Source organism: Pseudomonas sp. 10(2024) (assembly GCF_045164175.1).
Classification (GTDB): Bacteria; Pseudomonadota; Gammaproteobacteria; order Pseudomonadales; family Pseudomonadaceae; genus Aquipseudomonas; species Aquipseudomonas alloputida.
Genome location: NZ_CP174006.1, coordinates 4,899,140 through 4,924,085 on the forward strand (window position 1 = coordinate 4,899,140; position 24,946 = coordinate 4,924,085).

At 62.1% G+C, this 24,946-nt stretch carries 23 protein-coding genes and 1 pseudogene; 10 read left to right on the top strand and 14 right to left on the bottom strand.

The features are described 5' to 3' along the window. Positions 1–164 precede the first annotated feature (164 nt). Together ACI7M0_RS22190 and ACI7M0_RS22195 are read left to right on the top strand one after the other, a co-directional pair. The gene (locus tag ACI7M0_RS22190; protein WP_003251712.1) at positions 165–1,112 is read left to right on the top strand and encodes a LysR family transcriptional regulator; all 948 of its coding nucleotides are present in this window, start codon (positions 165–167) and stop codon (positions 1,110–1,112) included. Positions 1,113–1,286: 174 nt separating this feature from the next. Further along, positions 1,287–2,261, top strand: a complete 975-nt coding sequence (locus tag ACI7M0_RS22195; protein WP_129932699.1) for a D-glycerate dehydrogenase — start codon at positions 1,287–1,289, stop codon at positions 2,259–2,261. A gap of 309 nt (positions 2,262–2,570) precedes the next feature. On the opposite strand, the gene ACI7M0_RS22200 is transcribed toward ACI7M0_RS22195, so the two are convergent. Continuing rightward, complete coding sequence (locus tag ACI7M0_RS22200) at positions 2,571–3,473, bottom strand: DMT family transporter (RefSeq protein WP_129932700.1); 903 nt, start codon at positions 3,471–3,473, stop codon at positions 2,571–2,573. A 185-nt stretch (positions 3,474–3,658) separates the two neighbouring features. On the opposite strand from ACI7M0_RS22200, the gene ACI7M0_RS22205 reads away from it, so the two are divergent. Then, a complete protein-coding gene (locus ACI7M0_RS22205) occupies positions 3,659–4,534 on the top strand; it encodes a helix-turn-helix domain-containing protein (protein WP_129932701.1) in 876 nt (291 codons plus the stop codon). Between the two features lie 29 nt (positions 4,535–4,563). Here the strand turns inward: ACI7M0_RS22205 and ACI7M0_RS22210 are convergent, their stop codons facing one another. The 6 genes from ACI7M0_RS22210 to ACI7M0_RS22235 all read right to left on the bottom strand — a co-directional run bounded on the left by ACI7M0_RS22210 (position 4,564) and on the right by ACI7M0_RS22235 (position 10,916). Continuing rightward, positions 4,564–6,954 carry a TonB-dependent siderophore receptor gene (locus ACI7M0_RS22210; RefSeq protein ID WP_129932702.1) on the bottom strand — a complete coding sequence of 797 codons (2,391 nt, stop codon included), beginning with the start codon at positions 6,952–6,954 and terminating at the stop codon, positions 4,564–4,566. A 198-nt stretch (positions 6,955–7,152) separates the two neighbouring features. Then, on the bottom strand, positions 7,153–8,133 hold the full coding sequence (locus tag ACI7M0_RS22215) for a FecR family protein (protein ID WP_129932704.1): 981 nt from the start codon (positions 8,131–8,133) through the stop codon (positions 7,153–7,155). Continuing rightward, positions 8,130–8,705: an RNA polymerase sigma factor gene (locus tag ACI7M0_RS22220; protein ID WP_076402252.1), complete on the bottom strand. Its 576-nt coding sequence runs from the start codon at positions 8,703–8,705 to the stop codon at positions 8,130–8,132. Before ACI7M0_RS22220 ends, ACI7M0_RS22215 begins: the two co-directional genes overlap by 4 nt. 5 nt (positions 8,706–8,710) lie before the next feature. Next, positions 8,711–9,037, bottom strand: a complete 327-nt coding sequence (locus ACI7M0_RS22225; protein ID WP_014592328.1) for a DUF3325 domain-containing protein — start codon at positions 9,035–9,037, stop codon at positions 8,711–8,713. After that, positions 9,037–10,614, bottom strand: a complete 1,578-nt coding sequence (locus ACI7M0_RS22230; RefSeq protein ID WP_129932705.1) for a PepSY domain-containing protein — start codon at positions 10,612–10,614, stop codon at positions 9,037–9,039. Before ACI7M0_RS22230 ends, ACI7M0_RS22225 begins: the two co-directional genes overlap by 1 nt. Next, on the bottom strand, positions 10,611–10,916 hold the full coding sequence (locus ACI7M0_RS22235) for a DUF3649 domain-containing protein (protein WP_104962548.1): 306 nt from the start codon (positions 10,914–10,916) through the stop codon (positions 10,611–10,613). The genes ACI7M0_RS22230 and ACI7M0_RS22235 overlap by 4 nt, the downstream gene beginning before the upstream one ends. A 256-nt stretch (positions 10,917–11,172) precedes the next feature. Here ACI7M0_RS22235 and ACI7M0_RS22240 point away from each other — a divergent pair, with 256 nt between their 5' ends. Both ACI7M0_RS22240 and ACI7M0_RS22245 read left to right on the top strand, forming a co-directional pair. Continuing rightward, positions 11,173–11,520: an HPF/RaiA family ribosome-associated protein gene (locus tag ACI7M0_RS22240; RefSeq protein ID WP_014592331.1), complete on the top strand. Its 348-nt coding sequence runs from the start codon at positions 11,173–11,175 to the stop codon at positions 11,518–11,520. A gap of 120 nt (positions 11,521–11,640) precedes the next feature. Then, positions 11,641–11,931 (top strand): DUF3509 domain-containing protein, encoded by a 291-nt coding sequence (locus ACI7M0_RS22245; RefSeq protein ID WP_003251688.1) that lies wholly within the window; start codon positions 11,641–11,643, stop codon positions 11,929–11,931. A 3-nt stretch (positions 11,932–11,934) separates the two neighbouring features. On the opposite strand, the gene ACI7M0_RS22250 is transcribed toward ACI7M0_RS22245, so the two are convergent. Next, entirely contained in the window at positions 11,935–12,405 is a 471-nt protein-coding gene (locus tag ACI7M0_RS22250; protein WP_003251685.1) for a phosphate-starvation-inducible protein PsiE, read from the bottom strand. A gap of 456 nt (positions 12,406–12,861) precedes the next feature. On the opposite strand from ACI7M0_RS22250, the gene ACI7M0_RS22255 reads away from it, so the two are divergent. After that, complete coding sequence (locus ACI7M0_RS22255; RefSeq protein ID WP_129932706.1) at positions 12,862–13,104, top strand: hypothetical protein; 243 nt, start codon at positions 12,862–12,864, stop codon at positions 13,102–13,104. Between the two features lie 86 nt (positions 13,105–13,190). Here the strand turns inward: ACI7M0_RS22255 and ACI7M0_RS22260 are convergent. After that, positions 13,191–14,545, bottom strand: a protein-coding gene (locus ACI7M0_RS22260; protein ID WP_405314512.1) for an IS3 family transposase whose coding sequence is annotated in 2 segments (ribosomal slippage) — positions 13,191–14,069 and positions 14,072–14,545 — 1,353 coding nt in all. Because the reading frame shifts where the segments join, the coding sequence is not laid out codon by codon here. 147 nt (positions 14,546–14,692) lie between these two features. On the opposite strand from ACI7M0_RS22260, the pseudogene ACI7M0_RS22265 reads away from it, so the two are divergent. Together ACI7M0_RS22265 and ACI7M0_RS22270 are read left to right on the top strand one after the other, a co-directional pair. After that, positions 14,693–14,947: pseudogene (locus tag ACI7M0_RS22265) on the top strand (DUF3077 domain-containing protein); the annotation flags it as partial. Positions 14,948–15,208: 261 nt separating this feature from the next. Beyond that, positions 15,209–15,472 carry a YebG family protein gene (locus tag ACI7M0_RS22270; RefSeq protein WP_021784267.1) on the top strand — a complete coding sequence of 88 codons (264 nt, stop codon included), beginning with the start codon at positions 15,209–15,211 and terminating at the stop codon, positions 15,470–15,472. A 57-nt stretch (positions 15,473–15,529) separates the two neighbouring features. Here the strand turns inward: ACI7M0_RS22270 and ACI7M0_RS22275 are convergent, their stop codons facing one another. Next, positions 15,530–16,549, bottom strand: coding sequence for a Glu/Leu/Phe/Val dehydrogenase dimerization domain-containing protein (locus tag ACI7M0_RS22275; protein WP_104962549.1), 1,020 nt, complete (start codon positions 16,547–16,549; stop codon positions 15,530–15,532). A gap of 124 nt (positions 16,550–16,673) precedes the next feature. Between ACI7M0_RS22275 and ACI7M0_RS22280 the strand changes: the two genes are divergently transcribed. Then, complete coding sequence (locus ACI7M0_RS22280; RefSeq protein ID WP_129933964.1) at positions 16,674–17,480, top strand: SirB1 family protein; 807 nt, start codon at positions 16,674–16,676, stop codon at positions 17,478–17,480. Here the strand turns inward: ACI7M0_RS22280 and maiA are convergent. From maiA to hmgA, 3 genes are read right to left on the bottom strand one after another with little or no spacing between them, the layout of a single operon-like run. Continuing rightward, positions 17,474–18,106, bottom strand: coding sequence for a maleylacetoacetate isomerase (gene maiA / locus ACI7M0_RS22285; RefSeq protein WP_104962551.1), 633 nt, complete (start codon positions 18,104–18,106; stop codon positions 17,474–17,476). The genes ACI7M0_RS22280 and maiA overlap by 7 nt on opposite strands. Before the next feature lie 12 nt (positions 18,107–18,118). After that, positions 18,119–19,411, bottom strand: coding sequence for a fumarylacetoacetase (gene fahA / locus ACI7M0_RS22290; RefSeq protein WP_064491625.1), 1,293 nt, complete (start codon positions 19,409–19,411; stop codon positions 18,119–18,121). A 3-nt stretch (positions 19,412–19,414) separates the two neighbouring features. Continuing rightward, positions 19,415–20,716, bottom strand: coding sequence for a homogentisate 1,2-dioxygenase (hmgA, locus tag ACI7M0_RS22295; RefSeq protein ID WP_129933965.1), 1,302 nt, complete (start codon positions 20,714–20,716; stop codon positions 19,415–19,417). 112 nt (positions 20,717–20,828) lie between these two features. Here hmgA and ACI7M0_RS22300 point away from each other — a divergent pair, with 112 nt between their 5' ends. Beyond that, positions 20,829–21,662, top strand: a complete 834-nt coding sequence (locus ACI7M0_RS22300; RefSeq protein WP_064491627.1) for an IclR family transcriptional regulator — start codon at positions 20,829–20,831, stop codon at positions 21,660–21,662. On the opposite strand, the gene ACI7M0_RS22305 is transcribed toward ACI7M0_RS22300, so the two are convergent. After that, a complete protein-coding gene (locus tag ACI7M0_RS22305) occupies positions 21,593–24,817 on the bottom strand; it encodes a hypothetical protein (protein WP_129933966.1) in 3,225 nt (1,074 codons plus the stop codon). The two genes, ACI7M0_RS22300 and ACI7M0_RS22305, sit on opposite strands and share 70 nt — an antisense overlap. Positions 24,818–24,946: the final 129 nt, after the last annotated feature.

Genomic DNA, 24,946 nt, shown 5'->3' on the forward strand with positions numbered 1-24,946 from the left:
GGGGGCCGGGCAATTCTAGGGGGCGGCAGCACTGGCGATAAGCACAGATTCCTGCGAATCTTTGTTACCAAAACAGCGATAATCCGCCTTTGGTCGAAGGCAACTTTTTCTCTTTTCTAGGTTACTTCGTGACACAATTTTGTCCTCTACCTCGAGAGTGACCCATGGACACCCTGCAAAATATGCGTGCTTTCAGTTGCGTAGCCCAACTCGGCAGCTTCACTGCCGCTGCGGCGCAACTGGATACGACCACCGCGAACGTGTCGCGGGCGGTCTCCAACCTGGAAGCCCATCTGCAAACAAGGCTGCTCAACCGTACCACCCGCCGCATTGCGCTGACTGAAGCCGGCAAGCGCTACCTGATGCGTTGCGAACAGATTCTTACCTACGTCGAAGAAGCCGAGGCCGAAGCCAGCGACGCCCATGCGCGCCCGGCCGGGCAGTTGAAGGTGCATTCGATGACTGGGGTCGGCCAGCACTTCGTGGTCGATGCCATCGCCCGCTACCGCGAAACGCACCCGGACGTGACCTTCGATTTGACCATGGCCAACCGCGTGCCCGACCTGCTCGACGAGGGTTATGACGTCTCCATCGTGCTGGCCACCGAACTGCCCGACTCGGGGTTCGTTTCGCAGCGCCTGGGCATCACCTACAGCATTGTCTGTGCCTCGCCCGCCTACATCGCCCAGCATGGCGTGGCGCACAAGCCTGCCGACCTGCTCAAGCACGCCTGCCTGCGCATGGTCAGCCCGGTGATACCGCTGGAGAAATGGCTGTTCGATGGCCCGGAAGGCCAAGAGATGGTCAACATCACCAGTTCGCCGTTCATGGTGAACACCGCCGATGCCATGAAGACTGCGATCCGCAGTGGCATGGGCGTAGGCGTGCTGCCGATCTATTCGGCTATCGAGGGCCTGCGGGACGGTAGCCTGGTACGGGTGCTGCCCGAGTATCGCCTGCAGGAGCTGAACCTGTATGCCATCTATCCATCGCGGCAGTATCTGGATGCCAAGATCAAGACCTGGGTCGAGTACCTGCGCAACTCGCTGCCAGAGATTCTTGCCGCACATGAGGCAGACCTGAAAACCCATCAGGTGCTGATCGCCAACTAAAAAGCTGCTGCATTGCGGGGGCGGACAATGGTAGGTTGCTAACCATTGATTTCGCCTGTTCCGGCACCTTCGCGGGCAAGCCCGCTCCTACAAGGCACCGTGCCCCCCGTAGGAGCGGGCTTGCCCGCGAAGGGACCAGCACAGCCCCACCCCGCCTTGCAGAGAAGTTGCCCGATGAAAAAGACCGTCCTGGCCTTCAGCCGTATCACCCCGGCCATGGCCGAACGCCTGCAGCAAGACTTCAACGTGATCCTGCCCAACCCCAAGCTCGGCGACATCAGCGCCCAGTTCAACGAAGCCCTGCCCGAAGCCCATGGCCTGATCGGCGTTGGCCGCAAGCTCGGCCGGGCGCAGCTTGAAGGTGCAGCCAGGCTGGAGGTGGTGTCCAGCGTGTCGGTCGGCTATGACAACTACGACCTCGACTACTTCAACGAGCGCGGCATCGCCCTGACCAACACCCCCGACGTACTGACCGAAAGCACCGCCGACCTGGGCTTCTCGCTGATCATGGGCTGCGCCCGGCGCACCGCCGAGCTGGATGCCTGGACCAAGGCCGGCAACTGGCAGGCCACCGTGGGACCGGCCCACTTCGGCAGCGACGTGCATGGCAAGACCCTGGGCATCGTCGGCATGGGCAACATTGGTGCAGCAGTGGCACGCCGTGGCCGCTTCGGCTTCAACATGCCGATCCTGTACAGCGGCAACAGCCGCAAGACCGCGCTGGAGCAGGAGCTGGGCGCGCAGTTCCGCAGCCTGGATCAGTTGCTGGCCGAAGCCGACTTCGTGGTCATCGTGGTGCCATTGTCCGAAGCCACCCGCAAACTGATCAGCAGCCGAGAGCTGAAGCTGATGAAGCCGAGTGCGTTCCTGATCAACATTGCCCGTGGGCCGGTGGTGGATGAAGCAGCGCTGATCGAGGCGCTACAGGACGGCACCATCCGCGGCGCAGGCCTGGACGTGTACGAGAAAGAACCACTGAGCGATTCGCCGCTGTTCAAGCTGCCCAACGCGCTGACCTTGCCGCACATTGGTTCGGCTACTGCCGAAACCCGTGAGGCCATGGCCAACCGGGCAATCGACAACCTGCGTGCGGCGCTGCTGGGCGAGCGGCCGCGGGACCTGGTGAACCCGCAGGTGTGGAAGGGCTGACCGTTTTGGAGTGCCTGTGCTGGCCTCTTCGCGGGTAAACCCGCTCCTACGATTTGGAGTGCCTGTGCTGGCCTCTTCGCGGGTAAACCCGCTCCTACGATTTGAAGTGCCTGTGCTGGCCTCTTCGCGGGTAAACCCGCCCCTACAATTTGGAGTGCCTGTGCTGGCCTCTTCGCGGGTAAACCCGCTCCTACGATTTGGAGTGCCTGTGCTGGCCTCTTCGCGGGTAAACCCGCTCCTACAACGGGTGTGCACTGCCCTGTAGGAGCGGGTTTACCCGCGAAAGGGCCGGCCCAGGCAACCCATCACCTATTTGGCTACCACAACACCCTCAGCCCCCCTGGCCCGGGGCTTGCGAAACACCAGCACATTCCCCGCCATTACCGCCACCAAGCCGAGCAAGGCCGGCGCCGTCCACTGATAACCCTCGGCCACCGCCGACACATTCAACGCCACCAACGGGAACAGCACCGTGCAGTAAGCTGCCCGCTCCGGGCCCATGCGCCCGACCAACGTCAGGTAGGCAGTGAAAGCAATCACCGACCCCGGCACCACCAGGTACAGCAGTGAACCGATATAGCGCGCATTCCACTCCATGCTGAACGGTACGCCGCTGACCACACAGAACACCGCCAGCATCACCGCCCCATAGACCATGCCCCAGGCATTGGTCGTCATCGGCTTGAGCCCGGCCTTCTGCTGCATGCTCGACAGCATGTTGCCGGCCGAGAAGCACAGCGTGCCCAACAGGGCCAAGCCCAGGCCGTACAGGGTTTCGCGGCTGGCTGCGTGATGCGACAGCTCCGGCCAGAACAGCAGGCCCAGGCCAAGCAGGCCCAGGGCTCCACCGCCAAGCACATTGCTGGCGATTCTCTGGCCGAAGAAAATGCGGGCGTTAAGCGCGTTCCACAGTGTGGCGGTTGAGAACACCACCGCGATCAGGCCGCTGGCGATCCACTGGCTGGCGCTGAGGAAGCAGATAAAGTTGACGCAGAACAGGCACAGGCCCTGGGCCAGGCAGATCTGGTGGCCACGGCGGTTCATGGGTTGCAGCCGGCGGGTAAGCAACAGGAAAGCAAACAGGATCAGGCCGGCCAGGGCGAAGCGGTAGACGATCGATACCGGGATCGCGACCACGCCTAACTGGAGTTTCAGGGCGATCCAGGTGGTGCCCCAGATCAGGACGGTGAGCAGGTAGAGTGACAGGTTCATGGTGGCGGTTCCTTGGGCCTTTGGAAATCGGTGCCCGGCGCTTCGCGGGTAAACCCGCTCCTACAGGGATCACCAGTGTTCTTTTGATCGGCCTCTGGCTGCTTGCACGAACTTGCGCTTTTCTTGCGCCGGTGGATGTCACTCGATCCTGGGCGCAGTAGGATGGCAGGCAAGAGGACCCGCCAATGACGCCACTCACCCAGTTGCAAGTGTTCAACGCCATGCATGCCTCGCCCAACGCCAGGCTGGAGCTGAGCGCGCACCTGGGCGACGGACTGGCGGCGGCCTTGTGGAGCAACCGTGACGATGCGCGCGACTACCAGGCGCCTAGCCATCACACCCTGTCGTGCTACATCGCCGACGGCACCGGCACCTTCCGCCGCCAGCGCCCGGCCGACAAAGGTGCGCCCGACAAGCTGTGCGTGATGCCGGCCGGGCAGGAATCGAACTGGGTCGTCAATGGCGCGATCCGCCTGGCACACCTGTATGTCAGCGAGGCGCAGTTCGCCCTGGGCTGTGTGCGCCTGCTCGACCGGGAACCGCGCGAGCTGCAACTGCAGGAAGCGACCTTTCTGGACGACCCGCAGCAGGCTGGCCGCTTCCGTCAATTGATCCAGCTGGACTGGGACGAGCCCGGCGAGCGCCTGCTGGCCAGCAGCCTGGCGCACGAGATCGTTGACCATGCGCTGCTCAGCCAGGTCGGGTTGCGCCAAGGCCTGCGCCTGAAAGGCGGGCTGGCGCCAAACCTGCGCCGGCAGCTGGTCGACTACATCGAGGCACACCTGGACCAGCCCATCACCCTGGACGAGCTGGCGCTGCGCTGCAATCTGTCCGCATACCACTTTGCGCGCATGTTCCGCGCCAGTTTCGGGCTTCCGCCGCACCAGTATCTGCTGGCCCGGCGGCTGCACCGGGCATGCCAGCTGTTGCGGCTGGGCGTGTTACCGCTAGGGGAGATTGCCTTGTTGTGCGGGTTTGCCAGTGCCAGCCATTTCAGCAACCGGTTTCGCCAAGCCCTGGGGGCCACACCTGGCGAATACCGCAAGGCCTTTTTCACCTGAAAAAGCGCCCGCTCTGCGGCCCCATTTGCCTAGAACTCGAAGGTGCTCGACAAACTGACCTGCCGCGCATCGCCAATCGCCACAAAGTACTGGTTCACCGCCGAGCTGTAATACACCTTGTCGAACAGGTTCTTCACGTTCAGTTGCAGGCGCACGTTGTGTTCGTCGAGTTTGGTTTCATAAGTGGCAAACGCATCGGCAACGGTATAGCTCGGCAGGTCGAAGGTGTTGGTCGCGTTACCCGAACGCTCGCCCACATAACGGGCGCCGGCACCGAAGCGCAGCCGGTCCCCCCCGAACAGGCTGCCAAAGTCATACACCGCCGACAGCGAGCCGCTGTGCCGGGCCACGTTCTGCAGGCGATTGCCCTCAAGATCAGGGTCCTTGGTGACCTTGGCATCGGTCAGTGCATAGCTGCCGATCAGGCTCCAGCGCTCGCTGAGCTGGCCGGTCACGTCGAGTTCCACACCGCGTGAACTGACCTCACCCGCATTGCTGTAGACCGTCTCGCTTGTGACGGCGTCAAAGTTCGAGACCAGTACATTGCGCTTGGTGATATCGAACAATGCCAGGGTGCCTGTGATGCGGCCTGGCATGTCGAGCTTGGCGCCCAGCTCCCACGCCTTGCCCTCCTCAGGTGCCACCGAGGAATCGAGCACGACATTGCCAGTCAGCGGCGCGATGGTCGAGTTGGGCTTGAACGACTCGCTGTAGCTGCCATAGAACGAGAGCTGGTCGTCGACTTTGTAAACGATACCGGCGTGGGGTACCCAGGCCTGGCCACTGATGTCGGTATTGGCCTTGAACGGGCGACCGCGGCCAGCGTACTGGTCGTACTGCTGGAAACGCGCACCTGCAACAAGGATCCAGTGCTCATCGAGGTGCAGCGCGTCCTGCACGAACAGCGCATCGGTGCGCAGCTTGTCGGTCTGGTCGCTGTCGCTGGCTCGTACGTTGGTGCCCTCCACTTCCTGCCCGTAGACCGGGTCCAGATAACTGAACGTGGACTGTGGTGTCTGGCGAATCAGGTCACCGCGAAAGATCTTGCGGTCTTCATGGTCGATGCCGAACAGCAGGTCATGCTGCATCCCCGCCAGCTCGACATTGCCATTGAGGCTCAGGGTCACGAACTGGTCACGGCTCATGGCGTTGTGGGTGCCGTCGATGCTGCGTGTCAGCGTGCCTTGGGTTTCGTTGACGCCGGTCACGCGAACCTGGCTGGCATCGTAGGTCTCACGATTGAAGCTGTAGCCGAAGTGCAGCTTCCAGTCATCGGCCAACTGATGGTCGACTTCCAGGCGATACAGGTCGGAGCGCCCTTCCATGTCGTTGAACGGCTCGTCCAGGCGGCGCGTGGCAGGGATATTCAGCGGGTGGCCGTTGTTGCCGAACGCGGTGCCACGGTCAAAGGGATAGAGAAACTCACGGTGCTCGTAGGCCAGCACCACCTGGGTGTCTTCGCCCAGCCAGGCCAGCGACGGCGCCACCAGCGATTCGCGGTGCACGCCGTAGTTGCGCCAGTAGTCTTCGTCTTCGTGGTCGACGATCAGGCGGTAGGCGAAGTTGCTGTCACCCAGTGCGCCCGTGCTGTCGAACCCGCCACCGCTGCCGTTCTTGCCGCTGCCATAGGTCGAGCCGCGCACGGTCAGGGCGTTGTACTGCTGCAACTGCGGACGCTTGCTGACCACGTTGATGACCCCACCCGGGTCCTGGATACCGTACAGCAGCGAGGCAGGGCCCTTGAGCACTTCGACCCGCTCGGTGCTGGCGTTGAGGTTGCGCCCCTGCACCACGGGCATGCCATCGCGCATGATCGAGCCGTCGCGGTTGTCGCCGAAGCCACGTTTCATCACCGTGTCGGATGTGCCGCCGAAGTTGTTGCCCTGGGTAATGCCGCTGACGTTGGCCAGGGCGTCATCAAGGTTGCGCGGGGCCTGGTCGCGGATGACCTGGGCCGGTACCACGTTGATTGCATGGGGGATGTCCTGGCTCGGGCCCTGCCCGCGCATGATCGAAGCGCTGGCCGGGGGCTGGTAGCTGTAGTCGTCCAGTTGCGAGGTCACGGTGGTGGCCTGCAGGTTGAGGGCACCGGAGGTGTCTGCAGGTTCGAGGGTCAGAGTACGTGCGTCGACGCGGCGCCAGGCCAGCCCAGCGTTGCCCAGCAGTTGTTGCAGCGCCTGCTCAGCGCTGAACCGACCATTCAGCGCTGGCGCTTGCACGCCTTGCAGCTCAAGGGTGTAGACCACGCTCTGGCCAGTGGTGCGGCTGAAGGCGTTCAGGGCCTGGGCCAAGGGTTGGGCCGGCTGGGCGAAGGCATAGGCCTGCAGCTGCTCGGCCGCGCTTGCCAGGGGGGCGACAGCGAAGGCCGGGAGCGCAGCAAGGCCGAACCAGAGAGGGACGCAACGCGGGGAGAACTTCATGGACGCAGACCTGTGAGGGGGTGATTATTGCGAATCAATCGCACTTTCACTCATTACACGGATGCCACGTGCTGTTACCTCACCTGTGCCTGGAAATATTTTTTGCTGTGCCGGCCTCTTCGCGGGTGAACCCGCTCCTACAGGGGGCGCGCAACGGTGTAGGTGCGGGTTTACCCGCGAAGAGGCCGGCACGGGCAACTACCGAACCAGGGTCAAACGCCCCAACACGGTCTGCCTTGAAAAACCCATCACCTTGCCCAGCGAATCCAGCGCCAGCAGCGGCTCGGCCACCGGGAAGCTGCCGCTGACCTTGCGCTGCCCCAGGTCACCATCGAGCAACAGGATACGCCCCGGGTAATAACGCCCAAGGTCTTCAATCACCTGCGCCAGCGGCACCTGGTAATAGTTCAGCCATCCCTGGCGCCAGGCCAGGCGGTTGTCACTGTCCACCGCCAGGGTGTCGCCTACCCTGCCTGCGCGGTAGGTCAGCTGCTGGTTGGCAGTCAGTTCTCGCGCCAACATGCCCTGTGCGGGGCTGACGCCCACACGCCCACTGCGCACCGTCACCTGGGCACCCTCGCCTTGCTCACGCACCTCGAACTGGGTGCCGAGCACCCGCACTTCGCCGCCGGCAGCTTCCACCAGGAACGGCTCACCGGTATGGGTAACCTCGAAGAACGCCGCGCCATGCAGCAACCGCACACGGCGCTCACCCTGGGCGAAATCGACCGCAATGGCGCTACCTGCATCAAGCGTCACCTGCGACTGGTCGGCCAAGGTCACCTGGCGAATCTGCCCGGCACTGCGGTAGTCCGCCTGCAGGTCCTGCAACCAGTACCCTGGGTGCCAACCACCCGCGACGCCCACGGCCAGCACCAGGCAGGCTGCCATCGCCAGCCCTGCCACCCGCCGCCAGCCGCCACGCGCCGGTGGTCTGGCCATGGCATCGAGGTAGCGCTGCAGGGCGTCCTGTTCTTCGTCCGCCAGCCGCGCCGCCGGGGCGGCGCTTTTCTGCCAAAGTACCTGGGCCTGGTCGTAGGCTGCGCGGTGTGCGGGGTCGGCCAGCAACCAGCGCTTGAATGCCGCGCCTTCGGCTTGCCCGGGTTGCTCGTTGATCCGGTTGAACCATTGCAGGGCAGCCTGAAACTGCGCTTCGGTGATCGGCGGTAAACGGCTCATCGACGGGCGCTCCCTGGCCGGCGTGGGGTGGACGCGGGCTCGGCAACACTCGCCTTGCACGCTTCGAGGGCGCGCATCATATGCTTTTCCACGGCGCTCTGTGACAGCTGCATGGCTTTGGCGATTTCGCTGTACTTGCAGCCGTGAATGCGGTTGAGCAGGAAGATCTGCCGGGTGCGCTCGGGCAAGGCACGCAAGGTGGCCTCGATACGCTGCAAGTCGTGGTCAACCTCCACGGCCTGCTCAGGGGCCTGGGCCAGGCTCGCCTCGCTCACCGGCACAGCGGCTTCGGCCACGCGTTCGCGGCTACTTTCGCTGCGCAGGTGGTCTATGGCCAGGTTGCCCGCGCAACGCAGCAGGTAAGTGTCCAGCGCCTCGACCTTGACCTCGGGGCGACGCCAGAAACGCAGGAACAACTCCTGGACCAGGTCCGAAGCGGTGGCGCGGCAGCCGACCCGACGGTTTACCAACGCCTCCATACGCGCACGCTGGGCCTGGAACACCTGGACGAAACGTGCACGTGCGCCTGCGCTGTCAGCGTGAGGCTCGATGATATCCCCTGGCTCGCTCACGGGGGTCACACGGCAAACACGGCGAGCATCGGGCCCAGCACCACGCTGGCGGCGGCCAGGCCCAGCAGCAGACGAGGCTGGTACGGCAGGCCGAACACCCACAGTGTTACCCCGGCCATCATCACCGCGGTCCACTCCACCAAGCCGAGGGCCCAGCCACGCTGGTGCACGCTGAGCACCAGCGACAGTATCAGCAGCAGCCAACCTGCGACACGCAACAGGTGCAAGTGGCGCGGGCGCGGCTTGCGCCCGAGCAAGTCGCTGAAGTGCTTTTCCATCGCCAGGCACAGGGCAACGAAGCCTGCAAAGGCGATCAGTGCGTTACCCAGCATCAGCTCGCCCCCACCGTTTCAATGCTCGGCTTTTTTGTCGCACGCGCAGCGCGCTTGGCTACGGGCGTGGGGCTGGCCAGCATCTTGCGAGCCAGCCAGGCCAGAAACAGGCCGGTCCCCAGGGCTGTCAGATCGAAGCCGGCCATGGCCCAGTCGCCCTCCAGCACCGAATGGTTCAAGCCCCGGTCAGTCGTCAGGCCATTGAGCAACGGCAGCAGCGCGAAGGCCAGCGCCCCCAGCGCCAGTTGCTCGCCCCAGGCCTTGCGCCCGCTACGCAGCACGGCGTGCACCAGCGACAGGCCCCAGGCGATGAAGAAAGCATTCACCTCCCAGTCGGCCCGGCCTTCGACAGCCATGGGCACCAGGCGGTTGGCCCAGAAGAAGCTCGCCACCGCCAGCAACAAGCCACTCATGCTGGCCATATTGAGCACTTCGACCAGGCGCAGCTCCCCTGGCACAGCTCCGCTCTTGGCGTGCTTAAGCTGGCGCTTGCCCAACCACATCACCAACCCGGTACCAATCACCGCAGTACCGGCCACGCCAAAGAAGAAGTACAGCCAGCGCAGCCAAGGCCCGGCAAAGTTACCCATGTGCAGGCCAGCGAAACTGAAGGCGGTCATCATTACCCCGCTCTCTGGCTTGCCCTGGCTCAACAGCGCACCACTGGCCCCATCGAATGTCCAGTTGGCGCTACGCCGATAAGCCACGTGGTCGGCTGCCGATTGGGTGAAGGTGACGCGGGCATTGCTGTCGCCCGGGTTCTGCACCTGGATGTTGCCGACACGCGCCCCCGGCTGCAGCTCCTGCACCTTGGCGTACAGGTTCGGCAGCGCTACCAGCGGTGTGGCCACCTGGGCCGCCTTGGGCGCATCGTTGCGGCCAAACAGGTCGTTGAAGTACTTGTCGGTGTCATTACCGTAGCTGGCCATGATGCCCGCCGGCATCACCATGTACATGAACAGCACCAGGCTGCTGTAGCTGATCATCAGGTGAAACGGCAGCACCAGCACGCCGATGGCGTTATGCCCGTCCAACCAGGAACGCTGCCCCTTGCCAGGGCGGAAGGTGAAGAACTCCTTGAAGATCTTCTTGTGGGTAATGATGCCGGTGACCAACCCCAGCAGCATGATGAAAGCGCAGAACGTCGAGAGCCAACGGCCAACCGGGTAAGGCATCTGAAGCTGGAAGTGAAAGCGGTAGAAGAACTCACCACCGCGGCTGTCACGTGCTTCCACCGGCTGGCCGGTCTGGGTATCGAGGGTTTTCCTGACGAAGCCACGCGGGCCGCCACTGGGGTCGCGGTACCCCACACTCAAGGCGGCCTCCCGTTCGTTCGGCATGCGAATGAACCAGGTACTCGAATGCCCTGCATTGTCCTGCAGGTAACGTTGAGCGACCGCCAGGTTATTGATCGGGTCCAGGGCATGGCTGCGCACTTCAGGCTGCGACCAATGAGTGATTTCTTCCTTGAAGTACGACAGCGTGCCGGTAAGGAAGATGGCGAACAACAGCCAGCCGAAGATCAGGCCGGTCCAGGTGTGCAGCCAGGCCATGGCCTGGCGGAAGCCTTCTTTCATGGGTTTTTCATCCAGTAGGCAACGCCGCTGATCACGCCCAGCAGCAGGCTTGGCGCCAATACGCCCAACCAGGCACGCCAGGCGCTGCGGCAGGCAAAACACCAGATGAACGCCAGCAGGTAGAAGACGAACGACAGCAACAGACCGGTGAGCGTGGCATCGACCTTTGGCAACGGCGCCACCAAGGCAATACAGACACTGGCCATCGACGCCAGCAAGTAGCCGCCCAGCAGCGCGGCCAGGCTACGGGATGTCACGGCCAGGCGATAGCTGAGGGGAAGGCCAGCGGTTTTGCGCGTCATGGCGGGGTCCGGGCGTTTTAAAGGCTGCAATAATAATGATTTCAATTCTCATAAGCAAAGCCCAGAACCCGCCAGCCGATTGGCCGACGGAGCGGCATGCCGCAGTCAGCCAATCTGCAACAAGAAATTTATTTTCAAAAAGGGCTTGAATTCATTCCGCAGTTGCCTGACCTTAGAGTCAAGAGGCGCAGAAATTCCAAGGGTCTCAAGGGCCTAGGCGCGTCTCCATGCGAGCAAGCTGAATAAGGATTGAATCATGCAAATCCAGGTCAACAGCAGCAACGATTTCGACGGTAACGCCCGGCTCGACCAGTGGGTCCGCAGCACACTGCAGAACTCGCTGGAACGTTACGAAGAAGACCTCACCCGCATCGAGGTTCACCTGCGCGACGAGAACGGCGTCAAGCCCGGACCGCATGACAAACGCTGCCAGATGGAGGCTCGCCCGAAAGGCCACCAACCGATTTCCGTGACCCACACCGCCAGTTCGCTGGACCAGGCAGTCGACGGTGCCGCCACCAAGCTCAATCACGCGCTGGAGCACTTTTACGGCAAGCTGCGCAGCAAGCGCGGCGCCTTGGAACTGAGTGACCCGGACGCCTGATCGGCAATGCAAAACGCCCGGCCTTGAGCCGGGCGTTTTCGTTTGTGCCGATAAATGGCGCTGAACCAACGTGCGAACGTCCCGGTCAACCTCTGCATCACTCACCGCAGAAGCAAGACCATGAACAACCCATTCGAACGAATCAGTGCTGCATTCGCCCCCGAATATCGGGTGAACCTGAGCATTGCGAACCTCGACGGCAGCATCATGCTGACCCTGTCGGACGACGCCGGCGTGGTCGCCAAGCGCCTCATCACCCCGGCCCAACGCAACGACCCGGTGCGCCTGCAACGGGTGATCGACAGCATCCGCCTGGGCCTTGCGATCGAACTCAGCCAGAACCCCCTGCAAGTGCTGGCCGCGCTGACCCGTGACGCCCGCCACGAGCCGCGCCATTTCATTGCCAACTGAGGGCTACTTGCCCTCCTCCACTGCCTTGCCGTTGGCGTCCAGCACCTTGGTCGAGGGGTAGCGGTACGAAGCGTAGCGCACCACCAGGATCGAGAACGCCAGCAGCAGGATGCCGCCGCACAGGTACAGCAGCCCTTCATCCGGTGCCTTGTGATGCGAAACATCGCCGATCAGCAGGCGAGTGAGCGCGGTGATTGCCACGTACAGCAGGAAGCGGATCGGCATGTGGTTGGTCTTGAAGTAGATCCCCACCATCGCCCCCAGCTCCAGGTAGATGAACAACAGCAGGATGTCATCGACACTGATCCCGCCCTTGCCCAGCATGTCCAGGAACGTCACTACTGCCGCGTAGGCGGTGATGGCGCCAATGCCGAACAGCGCCAGGTAATGGAACGCCTCGACGCACAGGTTGCCCAGCGAGTCGGCCGAGCCGTGCAGGCCCTTGCGCAGTTTTTCTGCCCATTTGATGTTCACGATGTTCCATTCCCCGATACGTCTTTAAGGATGATGCGTCGCTGATGTGACGCTTGTGCCATGCAGTTAAAGGGCCAAGCCCCTGTCTTGGAAGGCGACCGATTGCCGCAAGGCACCTTGAGGCATGGCGCATTGCAAAAAAGCACGCCGTGCTTGGGGAAAAATCAGATTTAACCCCTTCCTTGTAGGGCATTTCCCAAAGATACTCTGCCCGCCTGTTTTCCATTGCGGCCGTTTTGGCAGCGCTCTAGTCTCGGCGGGTCGCTGCATATCAGCGATCGGCTTTGACAGGCCGCGATGAGATACTTTGCATGGCTTTGCCCTTTATGGTGGCTGTGCATGGGGCACGTTCGCGTGCGCCGGTTCTGGTATCCGCCGGTCTGTCAACCTGTGCACAGCTGCCACCTACCTGTTTGACAGCAAGTGGGGAGCGGCCCCAAAAATGGATACCAGAGCATGCTGAAAATAGTTCCCGATCCACCCCATAACCCCCATTCCCTCGAAGACACCCTGATCCAGGCCACCGACTACGCGTTGTGCGCAGCCACCGTGGTGCATCAGGCGTTGCTGCTTCAGCCCAAGTCACCGGTTTCGATCCTGATGATGACCTCGATGCATGAGCTGGAGGCGCTGCGGGCTCTGCTTGAGTCGGCACTGGTTCAGGTGCAGATGCCCGCTGAGCCCAGGACTTCGCACTAAGGCTGGTTAATGTGCCGGGAGGGCCGGCCTCTTCGCGGGCTCGCCCGCTCCCACAGGATGGACTGCCCCCCAAAAGTTGGACAGTTTTAAGCTGCAGCCTGAGCCCTGTACTCCACAGGGCTCAGGCCATTGAGCCTCAGCTTGATGCGATCATGGTTGTAGTAGTGAATGTACTCATCCAGACCCGCTCTCAGCTCATCAATGCTCTCGAAACGCTTCAGGTAGAAAAACTCAGATTTGAGCGTGCCGAAGAAGCTTTCCATGGCCGCGTTGTCCAGGCAATTGCCTTTTCGAGACATGCTCTGCTTTACCCCACATTCGCTTAGCTTACGGCGGTATTGCGCCTGCTGGTAATGCCATCCCTGATCCGAATGCAGCACGAGCTTCGGTTTCTCTCCCAGGCAATCGAGCGCTTTGCCAAGCATGTTCCCAACCAGGCTATAGCACGGGCGGCTGGCCATTTCGTAGGCCACGATTTCGCCGTTGTACAAATCCATCACGGGCGACAGATAGAGCTTCTGTTGAGCTACTTTGAACTCGGTTACGTCAGTCACCCACTTCTGGTTTGGGCGTTGAGCGACAAAATTTCGCTCCAGTACATTCGCTGCCACTTTGCCGACGGTACCTCGATAGGAGCGATATTTCTTGGGGCGCACTACTGATTTCAATCCCTGCTCAGCCATCAGCCGTTCAATGACCTTCTTGTTCACCCGCTTTTCCTTCCTGATTACGAGTGCGACACGGCGATAACCATAAAGCCGTTTCTGCTCGTGATAGACGCGATGCACCAATGCCTTGAGCTCAGCATGCCGGTCTGGCTTCTGCTGAGCTTTGAGCTGGTAGTAGAAGGTGCTGCGCGCCAGCTCGACCAACTGAAGGAGGTCAGGCAAAGGAAACCTGCGCTTGAGTTTGGAAACGATCAGGGCTTTTTCCCGCGTGTTCGTTCCTTTTCCTCGCGCAGAGCCTTGAGCTCCTTTAGGACAGCATTCTCCATGCGCAGGTACTCAAGTTCAGCCATCAGCTGATCTCGAGACTTCTGATCATCATTGGTATCGGTGGGTTTGGCAGGCTTGATCTTCTTCGACACGTCGATTGGCTTTCTTGGCTTGATGGCAGTAGAGGGTGCAGGACTGCCACTGTAGTACTGCCGCTGCCAAATGCCTATCTGAGAGGACTGCCCAAGACCAAAGTGGGCAGCGGTCTGGCGCAGCGAAAGCCGATGCTCGTGCATATAGCTAAGCACCTGCTGTTTGAAATCACTGGTATAGCGCCGCCCATGCGAGCCTGGACCAATGCCATTATTGGCCTGATAACTGGCCACCCAGCGTCGAAGCAGGCTGAAATCGATACCTAAGTGTTGAGCCACCTTTCGGAAACCGTTGCTGCCATCCAGGTAGGCTGTGATCGCTGTGAGCTTGAATTGCTCGGTGTACTTGCCCATAGATCCCCCAAGGGTTGGATTGGTGTCCAACTTCTTGGGGGCAGTCCAGGATCACCACAGTCTTCAAGACTTGCACTGTACCTGTGGGAGCGGGCATGCCCGCGAAAGGGTCGGCCAGGCACTCGAGAAACTTCAGGGAATTGAACAATGACAACAGAAGACACCCAATTCACCGTCGGCAAGACCACTTTCTATCAAGGCGAAAACAGCACCCATCCACTGTTCCGCATCGAGCCCGGCATCCCCTGCAGGGACGCCCGCGAGCAGTCGTCGGAATTGATGGGCTATGTGCGTGAATTGACCATTACTGGCCTGATGGAGGAGAAGCCCATGATGATCTGGGCCGCCCATTATCTGAGTGCCATGGCCAAGGCGCTGATGGATGATGCCGATTTGGGCATTGTAGGAGCGGGTTTACCCGCGAATAGGCCGGACCTGCCGGCCAATATCTCCCGGTCATTCACCGTCGCAGCCGCCACCGCATTCGCGGGCAAGCCCGCTCCTACGTCTATTTCGGGCCAATTGTTCTTGGCAAAGGCGCACCCGCAGCGCTCGGTCTATGCCACGATACAATTTCTGCTTGCGAACCAACCCGCATTGCCATTACTGTATATATATACAGTAAATCGCAAAGCAACCAGCAAAAAGGCATAGAGGTGATGAATGGCCGTCGAAGTGGTGTACCGCAGCAGCCGCGACCCGGAGCGCTTGTTCATGGATAAGGCCGAAGCAGACCGTCACGACAAAATGCTCGAACTGGCCGAGCGCCTGGCCGAAGTACTGCACAAGGCGGTGCCGTCGCTGACTGAGCAGCAGGTCGAGGAAGCCGGTATCTACATGGCAAAGAACCGTGACGTGTTCGCCCGGGCGTTCAAAAGCCAGCCGGATGCGTTGGCCGAGTTGCTTGAGGATGCTGCTGCCGAGTGATCTGAAGGTGCGGGAGCGGGTTTGCCCGCGAAGTGGTCAGCAACACCATCATCAACTTCAGCCATATAACAACCGCTCCGCCAACATCTGCGCCACCCTTGCCGGCGAACGCTTCTCCGCCTGCGCATGGCCAAACACTTCGGTCAGCCGTGAAGGGATCCGCGCCAGGTGCGCAGTAATCGTGCGCTGGTCTTCGCCACGGTGGGTGAGAGCCACATAGATCAGCCCACCGGCATTGATCACGTAGTCAGGTGCATACAATATGCCGCGCGACTCCAGTTGGTCTGCCACCTGCAAGGTAGTCAGCTGGTTGTTGGCCGCCCCCGCCACTGCCGCACAACGCAGTTGCATCACGCTCTGCCCGTTCAGTACCGGGCCCACGCCGCAGGGTGCAAAGATATCGCAAGGGGTACTGATCAACGCATCGTTGGTCACCGGTTTGGCATCGAACTGCTCCATCGCCAGCCGCACCCGCCCCGGGTCCAGGTCGCTGACCAGCAGCTCCGCGCCCACCGCATGCAATTGCTCCGCCAGTGCATAACCGACATTGCCCAACCCCTGCACCGCTATCCGCAAGCCTCTCAGGTCATCGCTGCCCAGCCGGAACGAGGTTGTGGCACGTATGCCCGCGAACACCCCCATCGCCGCATGTGGCGATGGGTCGCCCGACGCAGTGGTGCTGGTCACGTAGGGCGTGCTGTGGGCAATGCAGTCCATGTCCAAGGTCGAGGTGCCACTGTCCACGGCGATAATGAAGCGGCCATGGAAAGTATCGATGAAGCGGCCAAAGGCCTCGAACAGCGCGGCGCGGTTTTCCACATGCGGGTTGCGCATGATCACCGCTTTGCCACCCCCCATCGGTAAGCCGGCCAGTGCTGCCTTGTAGCTCATGCCCTGGGCCAGGCGAATCGCGTCGGTCATGGCGCTTTCGTCATCGGCATAAGGCAGGTAGCGGCACCCCCCCATGGCCGGGCCCAAATGCTCACTGTGGATTGCCACAACGGCTTTCAGGCCCGTAGGCGGGTCATTGAACAGGTGCAGTGACTGGGTACGGGTGCTTTGCATCAGCGCGAACATCGACCGGCTCCCCTACGAGGTGCTCCTTCCAGTATAGGCACGGCCTCGGCGTTGACGCCGCCGCCGGACCACTGGACGAAACCACGCGCCACAGCTAATACTCAAACGTGTGTGGAGATGCCCCATGAAGCCACGTCAAGCCTGCCTGGCCTGCCTGGAACGCGAGCCTGTCGACCTGCTGGAAGCCGCATTGTGGATTGCTGCCGAGCACGACCCTGGTGTCGAGCCCGCGGCCAGCCTTGCTGCGCTGCACGACCTGCAGCGCGAGATAAGCGCCAACCTGCCGATGCTTCCACTATGCGAACTGGCCCAGCCACTGCTGCGCCAGCTCAATGCGCTGGGTTTTCATCAGGATGAATATCACCCCTTGCGCCCCCATGCGGCGATGATGGACAAGGTACTGCAGCGCCGCCGCGGCCAACCACTGACCCTGGCCATCCTCGCTTTGGAACTGGCCAGGCGCCTGTCCATACCGCTGGAGGGTGTGGGCTTCCCTGGCCATTTCCTGCTGCGCGTGCCGGGTGCCGACCACCTGCTCGATCCCTGTGGCGGCCGGCGCCTGTATCCCAGCGACTGCCGCGAATTGCTGGCGCGCCAGTTCGGCCCGCACCTGGCGCTGACAGCCGAGCACCTGCGCAGCGCCAGCCCGCTGCAGATGCTGCAACGCCTGTCACGCAACCTGCGCCAACTGCACATCAGTAACGACAACCACCTGGCGGCATTGATCGATGCAGAGCGGATCATGCAGTTGGGCCCGGTGCAGGTGAGCGACTACATGACTCGCGCCTCGCTCTACCATCATCTGGATTGCCCACAGGCCGAGCGCTTCGACCTGGAGCATGCATTGCTGCTGACGGAAGACCCGGTCCAGCGCCTGAAGCTGTCCGAGCGAATCGGCAAGCTTCCGGCGGCGAACCGTTCACTTCACTGAGCCGGGCTGTCCGGCTGCTGGGCGGGATGGGCCTTGGCGAACGCCGGGTGCGCGGCCGCCAGTGCGGCAACCCGCAGGATGCGCGGGAAGCTGTCGAGGTCGATGTTGAAGCGTTCGGCCGCGTACAACTGCGGGATCAGGTACACATCCGCCAGCCCAGGCGTGTCGCCAAAGCAGAAACCGTGATCGCCAATCAGTTGCTCCACTGCCGCGAGCCCTTGGCTGATCCAGTGGCCGATCCACTGGTTGACCTGCCCCTCATCCTGACCGGCCTGGCGCAGCCGGTTGAGCACACTGACGTTGTGCAGCGGATGAATGTCGCAACCAATGATGGCCGCCACCCCACGTACCTTGGCCCGTGCCTCGGCTGTGGCCGGCAGCAACGCAGGCTGTGGATAAACCTCTTCCAGGTACTCGATGATCGCCGGCGACTGCACCAGCACCTCACCACCGTCGGTGCGCAAGGCCGGTACGCGGCCCTGCGGGTTGACGGCTACATAGCCCTCGTCACGCTGCTCACCCTGCAGCAGGTTGACCGGCAGGGACTGGTAAGCCAGCCCCTTCAGTGCCAGGGCAATGCGCACCCGGTAGGACGAGGTGGAACGGTAATAGGTGTACAGCTCCATACCCCTGCCTCCTCAGTTGGCTGCGATGACCGTGCCGCGGCACTCACCGAAACCGATGCTGGCCACGCCGTCACGTGTGCAGCGGGCACGCAGGATGATTTCGTCGCCGTCTTCGAGGAATTTGCGCACCTCGCCGCTGGCCAGCTCGACCGGCAGTTTGCCGCCTTCGGTGATCTCCAGCAGGCTACCGAACGATCCCGGCGTGGCGCCCGACAGCGTGCCCGAACCGAACAGGTCACCTGGCTGCAGCTGGCAGCCGTTGACACTGTGGTGCGCCACCAGCTGCGCCACGGTCCAGTACATGCTGCGGGTGTTGCTCAGGGTCAGGCGGTGCGGGGCAATGCCCTGCTCACGCATGCGCTCGGTCAGCAGCAGCACTTCGAGTTCGATATCGAATGCACCGCTGGCCTGGTCGCGCTTGTCCAGCAGGTACGACAGTGGCTGCGGGTCGCCCTCCGGGCGCTCCGGCTGGGCGCAGCGGAACGGCTCCAACGCTTCGGCGGTGACTACCCAGGGCGAAATGGTGGTGATGAAGCTCTTGGACAGGAACGGCCCCAGTGGCTGGTATTCCCAAGCCTGGATATCGCGCGCCGACCAATCGTTGAGCAGGCACAGGCCGGCTACGTGCTCGGCAGCGTCGCCTACCGGAATTGCCTGGCCCATGTCATTGCCCTGGCCAATCCAGATACCCAGTTCCAGTTCGTAGTCCAGACGAGCGCAAGGGCCGAAGCTCGGCTCGGTGTGCCCGGCCGGCAGGGTCTGACCCTTGGGCCGGCGCACGTCGGTGCCGGACGGGCGGATGGTGGAGGCGCGGCCGTGATAACCGATCGGTACGTACTTGTAGTTGGGCAGCAGTGGGTTGTCGGGGCGGAACAGTTTGCCCACGTTCTTCGCATGCTCGATACCAACGTAGAAATCGGTGTAGTCACCGATCTGCGCTGGCACGTGCAGCTGGCAGTCGCTGGCCGGGAGCAGCGCCGGCTTCAGGGCTGCCTGGTGTTCGCTGTGCTCGCCCAGCAGCACCTGCAAACGCTCGCGCAGGGCTACGCGGGCGTTGCGGCCCAAAGCGAAGAATGCGTTCAGAGCCCCGCCGCGGGTGGCTTCAACGGCGGCCTTGGCCGCCCCGTCGAACAGGCCGGCGGCCAGCACCGCCTCCAGGTCGAGGATCGCGTCGCCGATGGCCACGCCACAGCGCCTGGCTTCACCCGGCCGGCTGAAGATGCCCAATGGCAGGTTCTGCAGGGGGAAGTCGCTGTGCCCGTTGGCGTGCTCGACCCAGCTACGGGCATTGGCAGAGTGGTTCATGGGTTATCTCCGGTTCGGGTTGAAGGTGCTCGGCAAAGTCGCCCAGCAACTATCGTAGTCGGCCTGCAATTGCGGGCATTCAAGGGCTTGCAGGCTCGGGCGCAACACTTGGCTGGTCTCGAACATGAAGGCCATGGTGTTGTCGATCTTGTGTGGCGCCAGGTCAGCGGCAATGGCCTTTTCACAGGTTTCGGCGTCGGGGCCATGGGCACTCATCACCCCGTGCAACGAGGCACCACCCGGCAGGAAGCCCTCGGCCTTGGCGTCGTAGGCGCCATTGATCAGCCCCATGAACTCGTTCATCAGGTTGCGGTGGAACCATGGCGGACGGAAGGTGTTCTCGGCCACCATCCAGCGTGGCGGGAAAATCACGAAGTCCATGTTGGCCATGCCATGCACGCTGGTTGGCGAGGTGAGCACGGTGAAGATCGAGGGGTCCGGGTGGTCGAAGCTGACCGTGCCGATGGTGTTGAAGCGGCGCAGGTCATACTTGTACGGCACGTTGCTGCCATGCCAGGCCACAACGTCCAGTGGCGAGTGCTGCAGCTCGCAGGCCCAGTGCTCACCCAGGAACTTCTGTACCAGTTGCACCGGGCCTTCGGTTTCTTCGTAGTGGGCCACAGGCGTGAGGAAGTCGCGGGGGTTGGCCAGCCCGTTACTGCCGATCGGGCCCAGGTCCGGCAGGCGCAGCGGCGCACCGTGGTTTTCCGCGATGTAGCCACGGGCCTGGCCGTCGAGCAGTTCGACGCGGAACTTCATGCCACGTGGGATCACCGCAATTTCCAACGGTTCGACCTCCATCACGCCCAGCTCGGTGGCGATACGCAGGCGGCCCTGTTCCGGCACCAGTAGCAGCTCACCGTCTGCGTTGAAGAACACCCGTTCCATGGACCGGTTGGCGCGATAGATGTAGATGCTCACGCCAGCCGGTTTTTCCGCTGCGGCGTTGGCAACCATGGGCAGCCAACCTTCGATGAAATCGGTCGGTTCAGCAGGAATCGGCTGCGGGCTCCAGCGCAGGCGGTTGGGGTTGATGCCACCCAGTGGCCCGCCGAGCGGCTGGCGCGCCAGGCGCTCGAAGCGTGGGTGCAAGGCAGAAGGGCGAATGCGGTACAGCCAGGTACGGCGCAGCTCGCTGCGGGTCATGGTGAACGCCGTGCCCGACAGCAGCTCGGCATACAGGCCATACGGGGCCTTCTGCGGGGAGTTCTGCCCGACAGGCAGCGCCCCGGGCAATGCTTCGCTGGCGAATTCGTTGCCGAAGCCGCTCAGGTAGTGAAGGTCGGGCGACGTGTCGCGGTTCATCGATGCCTCCGGGTTTTGTTTTTATCGTAATCAGATTACGAATAACGTAATTTGCTCCGTTCAAGGCGTCAAGCTATAAAGGCGACACGATAAACCCGGAACCTCCCCTCCCATGGCCAAAGCCAACGCCTCCACCGACACCGGCAAGCAGAAGGTCCGCTCGGCGGAAGTCGGCACCGACATCCTCAAGGCCCTCGCTGAACTCTCACCCTCGACGTCACTATCACGCCTGGCCGAGCACGTGCAGATGCCTGCGAGCAAAGTGCATCGCTACCTGCAGGCGCTGATTGCCAGTGGTTTTGCCGAACAGGATACGGCCACCAACCATTACGGGCTGGGGCGCGAGGCATTGCGGGTGGGGCTGGCGGCGCTGGGCAGCATCGATGTGCTGAAGGTGGCGGCAATGCCGTTGTCGCAGTTGCGAGATGAGCTCAACGAAAGCTGCTTCATCGCCGTGTGGGGCAACCAGGGGGCCACGGTAGTAAGCATCGAACCTGCCGTGCGCGCGGTCACCGTGGTGACCCAGATCGGTTCGGTGCTGCCGTTGCTCAGTTCGTCCACTGGCCTGGTATTCGCCGCCTACCTGCCCGAGCGAGAAACCCAGGAACTGCGCGACAGGGAACTGGCCGCATTGCAACAAACCGCCAGTGACTACCACACACTGCTGGCCGGCATCCGCGAAAAGGGCCTGCACCATGTGCATGGCCTGCTGATGCCGGGGGTGGATGCGCTGTCGGCGCCGGTATTCAACGCCATGGGGCAGATCGCGGCGGTGATGACCGTGGTCGGGCCGACGTCGATCTTCCATGCCGATGAACATGGGCCGGCGGCGCAGCGCCTGCTCACGGCCGCACGAACCGTGAGCTGGCGCATGGGTTACGCGGGCAACCCACACTGCGCTTCGACGTCTAGCGTTTCCTCCTCGACGAGCCAGAGCAGTTCCTGAGAGAAGCCGTCATAAAGGGCGGGCGCCACCTCACTCACCAAATCGCCGTAGTCATCGCATAGCCGCCCGATCACACGCGAGAATGCCGTGGGCTGAGACGCCTCTGCCCGGGAAAGCACGGTGATGTATTTCTGTGCGGCACCGAACAGCCGCACCAAGACCCCCGTGGAAGCCACCGTTCCTGCAACCCCCGCCGCGAACGACAGCAAGGCGGCGGAACGGTCGCCATCGCTCCACGCGATGGCCCCGGTGACAAAGGACCTGGCCGCACAGAACAGCCCGACGGCCATAGCCGCCGGCGGAAACGGCACGGTGAGGATGCCGGCCAGTACGATCCCCCACTCTACCACCACGGCCGAAATACGCTCGGCAGCGTCGGCGCTGTCTTCAGCGGCTTCGTTGATCATCCGCCTGATACGTTTCTCCAGGTCCTGGACAGGATCCCCGATACGCCCGGTCTCCCCTATCGGCGGCCGCACGCCCCTGCCTCGGGCAACGGCGTCCAGCACCACCTCAATGCCATCTCCGGCGCGCAGTTGCTCTTCGATCAATGCGTTCAAGCGCGCCTGGTTCGATAACGGCACGCGGTCTTGGCAATAACCTGCCAAGTCGTGCTCACGCCAAGTCCTTGCCAGCTCGCTGAGGGTCCGCAGCGTGGGCCCTTGCTCGATTTCTGGCAGATAGACCAGAGGCTCAAGTTCGCGGTCCCAAGCATGTTTCAGCAGGTAGGCACCCTGGACGGGGCAATCGTCCATCCACAACGGATAAAGGTTGCACGCCGCGTCGATCGAGGTCCCCGAAAAGCTGTCGATCACCGACTCCAGCCACTGCGCATGGCGGCCCGACAAGCTGCCCTGAAGTTTCTCGCTGAGCACAGCACGCCTGATCTTCAAAGCGAAGAGCGTGCGATAACACTGCCTGAGCCTTTCATATTCCGGCCTGGAGCGGTCGAGTAACTGGGCTTTCACTTCATCGATGTACTTGTTGCCCAGGTCGGCAGCACGGATGTAGCTCCCCAGCAGCGCCGGGCTCAGGTGCGAGACATCCTGGCCGGTAGCCGAGGTGATGCGGGCAAAGCCGGAAAAATTGTAATACGTGGGGTACCCTTTGATGACGGTCTGCGTCAGTGTGCGGAAGGCATCCTCTTCCAGCGCTATCAATACCTGATCCGGGTTGATTGGGCCGCCGCGATTGCCCGGGTATGAATTGATCTTTTCCGTCACCTGTCGATGGGCGAAGGTGCGAAAGCTCGGCATCTTCATCAGCGACTGATACCTGGCCTGCGCCAGCTTGAGCAGTTGGTCGATATCAACCAGTGCCTGCTGCTCGGTACGACTGGCCTTGATGAACCAGCTTGGCGTGGTGGCCTGTTGATCCTCGATCAGGGCAAGGATCTTGCGCTTGGCCAGAGCTTTGAGCACATCCGGCCACTGCTGCGACTTGATCGGCGCGAGCGTCACGCTGTGCATGGACCAGTCGGTGGGTAGCAGCTCGACCTTGCGCAAATGGCGCTTGAGCGAATCATGCTGGGCCCGCGAGCATTGCCCCAGCAGGTATTCACTGCCTACCGGCCACAAGGTCCAGCTACCGATTTCGAGCGCCATTTTGTCGAGTGAGTCGAAAAGATGAAAATCGCCTCCCGGCGCCCCAGGGGCATAGAGCAGGTACTGATCGCCCTGCACCAGGCACAGCAGGTCCTTCAAGGGCGTTTGCGCACCATCGAGGCAAACCAGACCGGCGCTGATGACATTGGCCTGCATTTTCCCCAGGCGTGCGTGGTGCAACAGATCGAACGCCGCCGGGTGAAAACCCTGATGACGAGCGGCCTGATTGGCCAGCGCCAGCCGTGCATCAAGCACCTCACACAGTGCGGCCATGGTCAAAGCGTCGTCATAGAGCGTACGGATCTGTTTGACGTAGTTCACACGCAAATCCAGTTTTTCGATCACGCTCTGGATAGAGGTACTCCCCAACAATGAACGGTGCCGCTCACCCAGGACTTCGACCTTGAGCTGGCCCCCGCTGTAGCCACCACTCAGCGCCCAATCGAGCAGGGTGTATTTCATCGCCTGCTCAGGGTCATCGACGTGACTGACACGCAGTCGTACCTGCTCGGGGTCGATATCCAGGCCAAGGGCTTGCTTGACCTGTTTCTTGGCGAAGCTGCGCAGTTCGCGCCATTGCGCCAGACGCTCGGTGCAACGCTGCTCCTTCACCTGCAGGTCATCTTCCAGTTGTCGATAGGCTTGCAGTTCCTCGCCCTGCATGAACCGCCGCCATTCGGGCAACAGGCTGGTGCGGTACGCTCGCACATGCCGCGTCGCACGTTTCTGCAGCGCAGCCACCAGAGGCTCAAGCCGAGCCGCACTGTCGAGCTGGGCCAGACGCCGGGCGTCATCGACCTTGACCCGCAGGCTGCGCCGGGTGGCTTCAAGCTGGATAGCCTGCAGATCACGGATGAAATACCTGTGAAGTGGCACCTGCAGCGGCACGAAATCGAGTGTCAAACTCTCCGTAGACAACGCCGCCCGCTCTTGCGAAGACAACAGCCCACGCAACGGGCTGCCTTCAGCAAAGGCAGGGGCGAGTTCACGGGCTGCGCGCGCGCGTTCAGTGTCGAACCAGCAACCGCTGGCCAGGCTGTAGATCAGAAAATCCGCAGGTGCGTCCGGGTTCTGTTCGAGGTCATGACTGCTGGCGACGACACCCGGCAAGCGAAAGCGCAAATCTCCGGCAACCAGGTACACCTCATGCTTGTTTGCGTCCCCGTCCTGTTCGAGGGCCTCGATACCGGCTTCCCAGGCCTTGAACGTAAGGGCCTTGAGGCGCGTTTCGGCAAACATCAGCTGGATCAAACGGGACGCCAGGGTAAGTGGTTTCAAACTTAATCTGGACTGTTGCTCCCACCACTGGTCAAGCACCGCCTGCCTTTGCGGCACAAGCGACTCGACAACCGCCAACGGTAAACGCTTCTGCTCGGTGAACTGTTGTCGATGAGCCTCCGGGATCAGGCTGGCCAGTTGCGCAACCGTAGCCATCAGTTGTTGCAGCTCCTGGGCGTGAGCCATCATGGCCTTCACCTGTTCTTTCACAGAGCGTGCATCTGGGCACCCCTCACCGAGATTGGGGGTGCCAAAATTGAAATCGAAAGACATGAACTGTGCTCCAAAATTACCGAAGCAGCAGAGTGAACGGATGATAAAGGCAATAGCGCAGGGAAGCTTACCCAGCACTTGGCACTGTTGCCTGATACGTAACGGTGAATGTCGACAGAAGCTATTTTT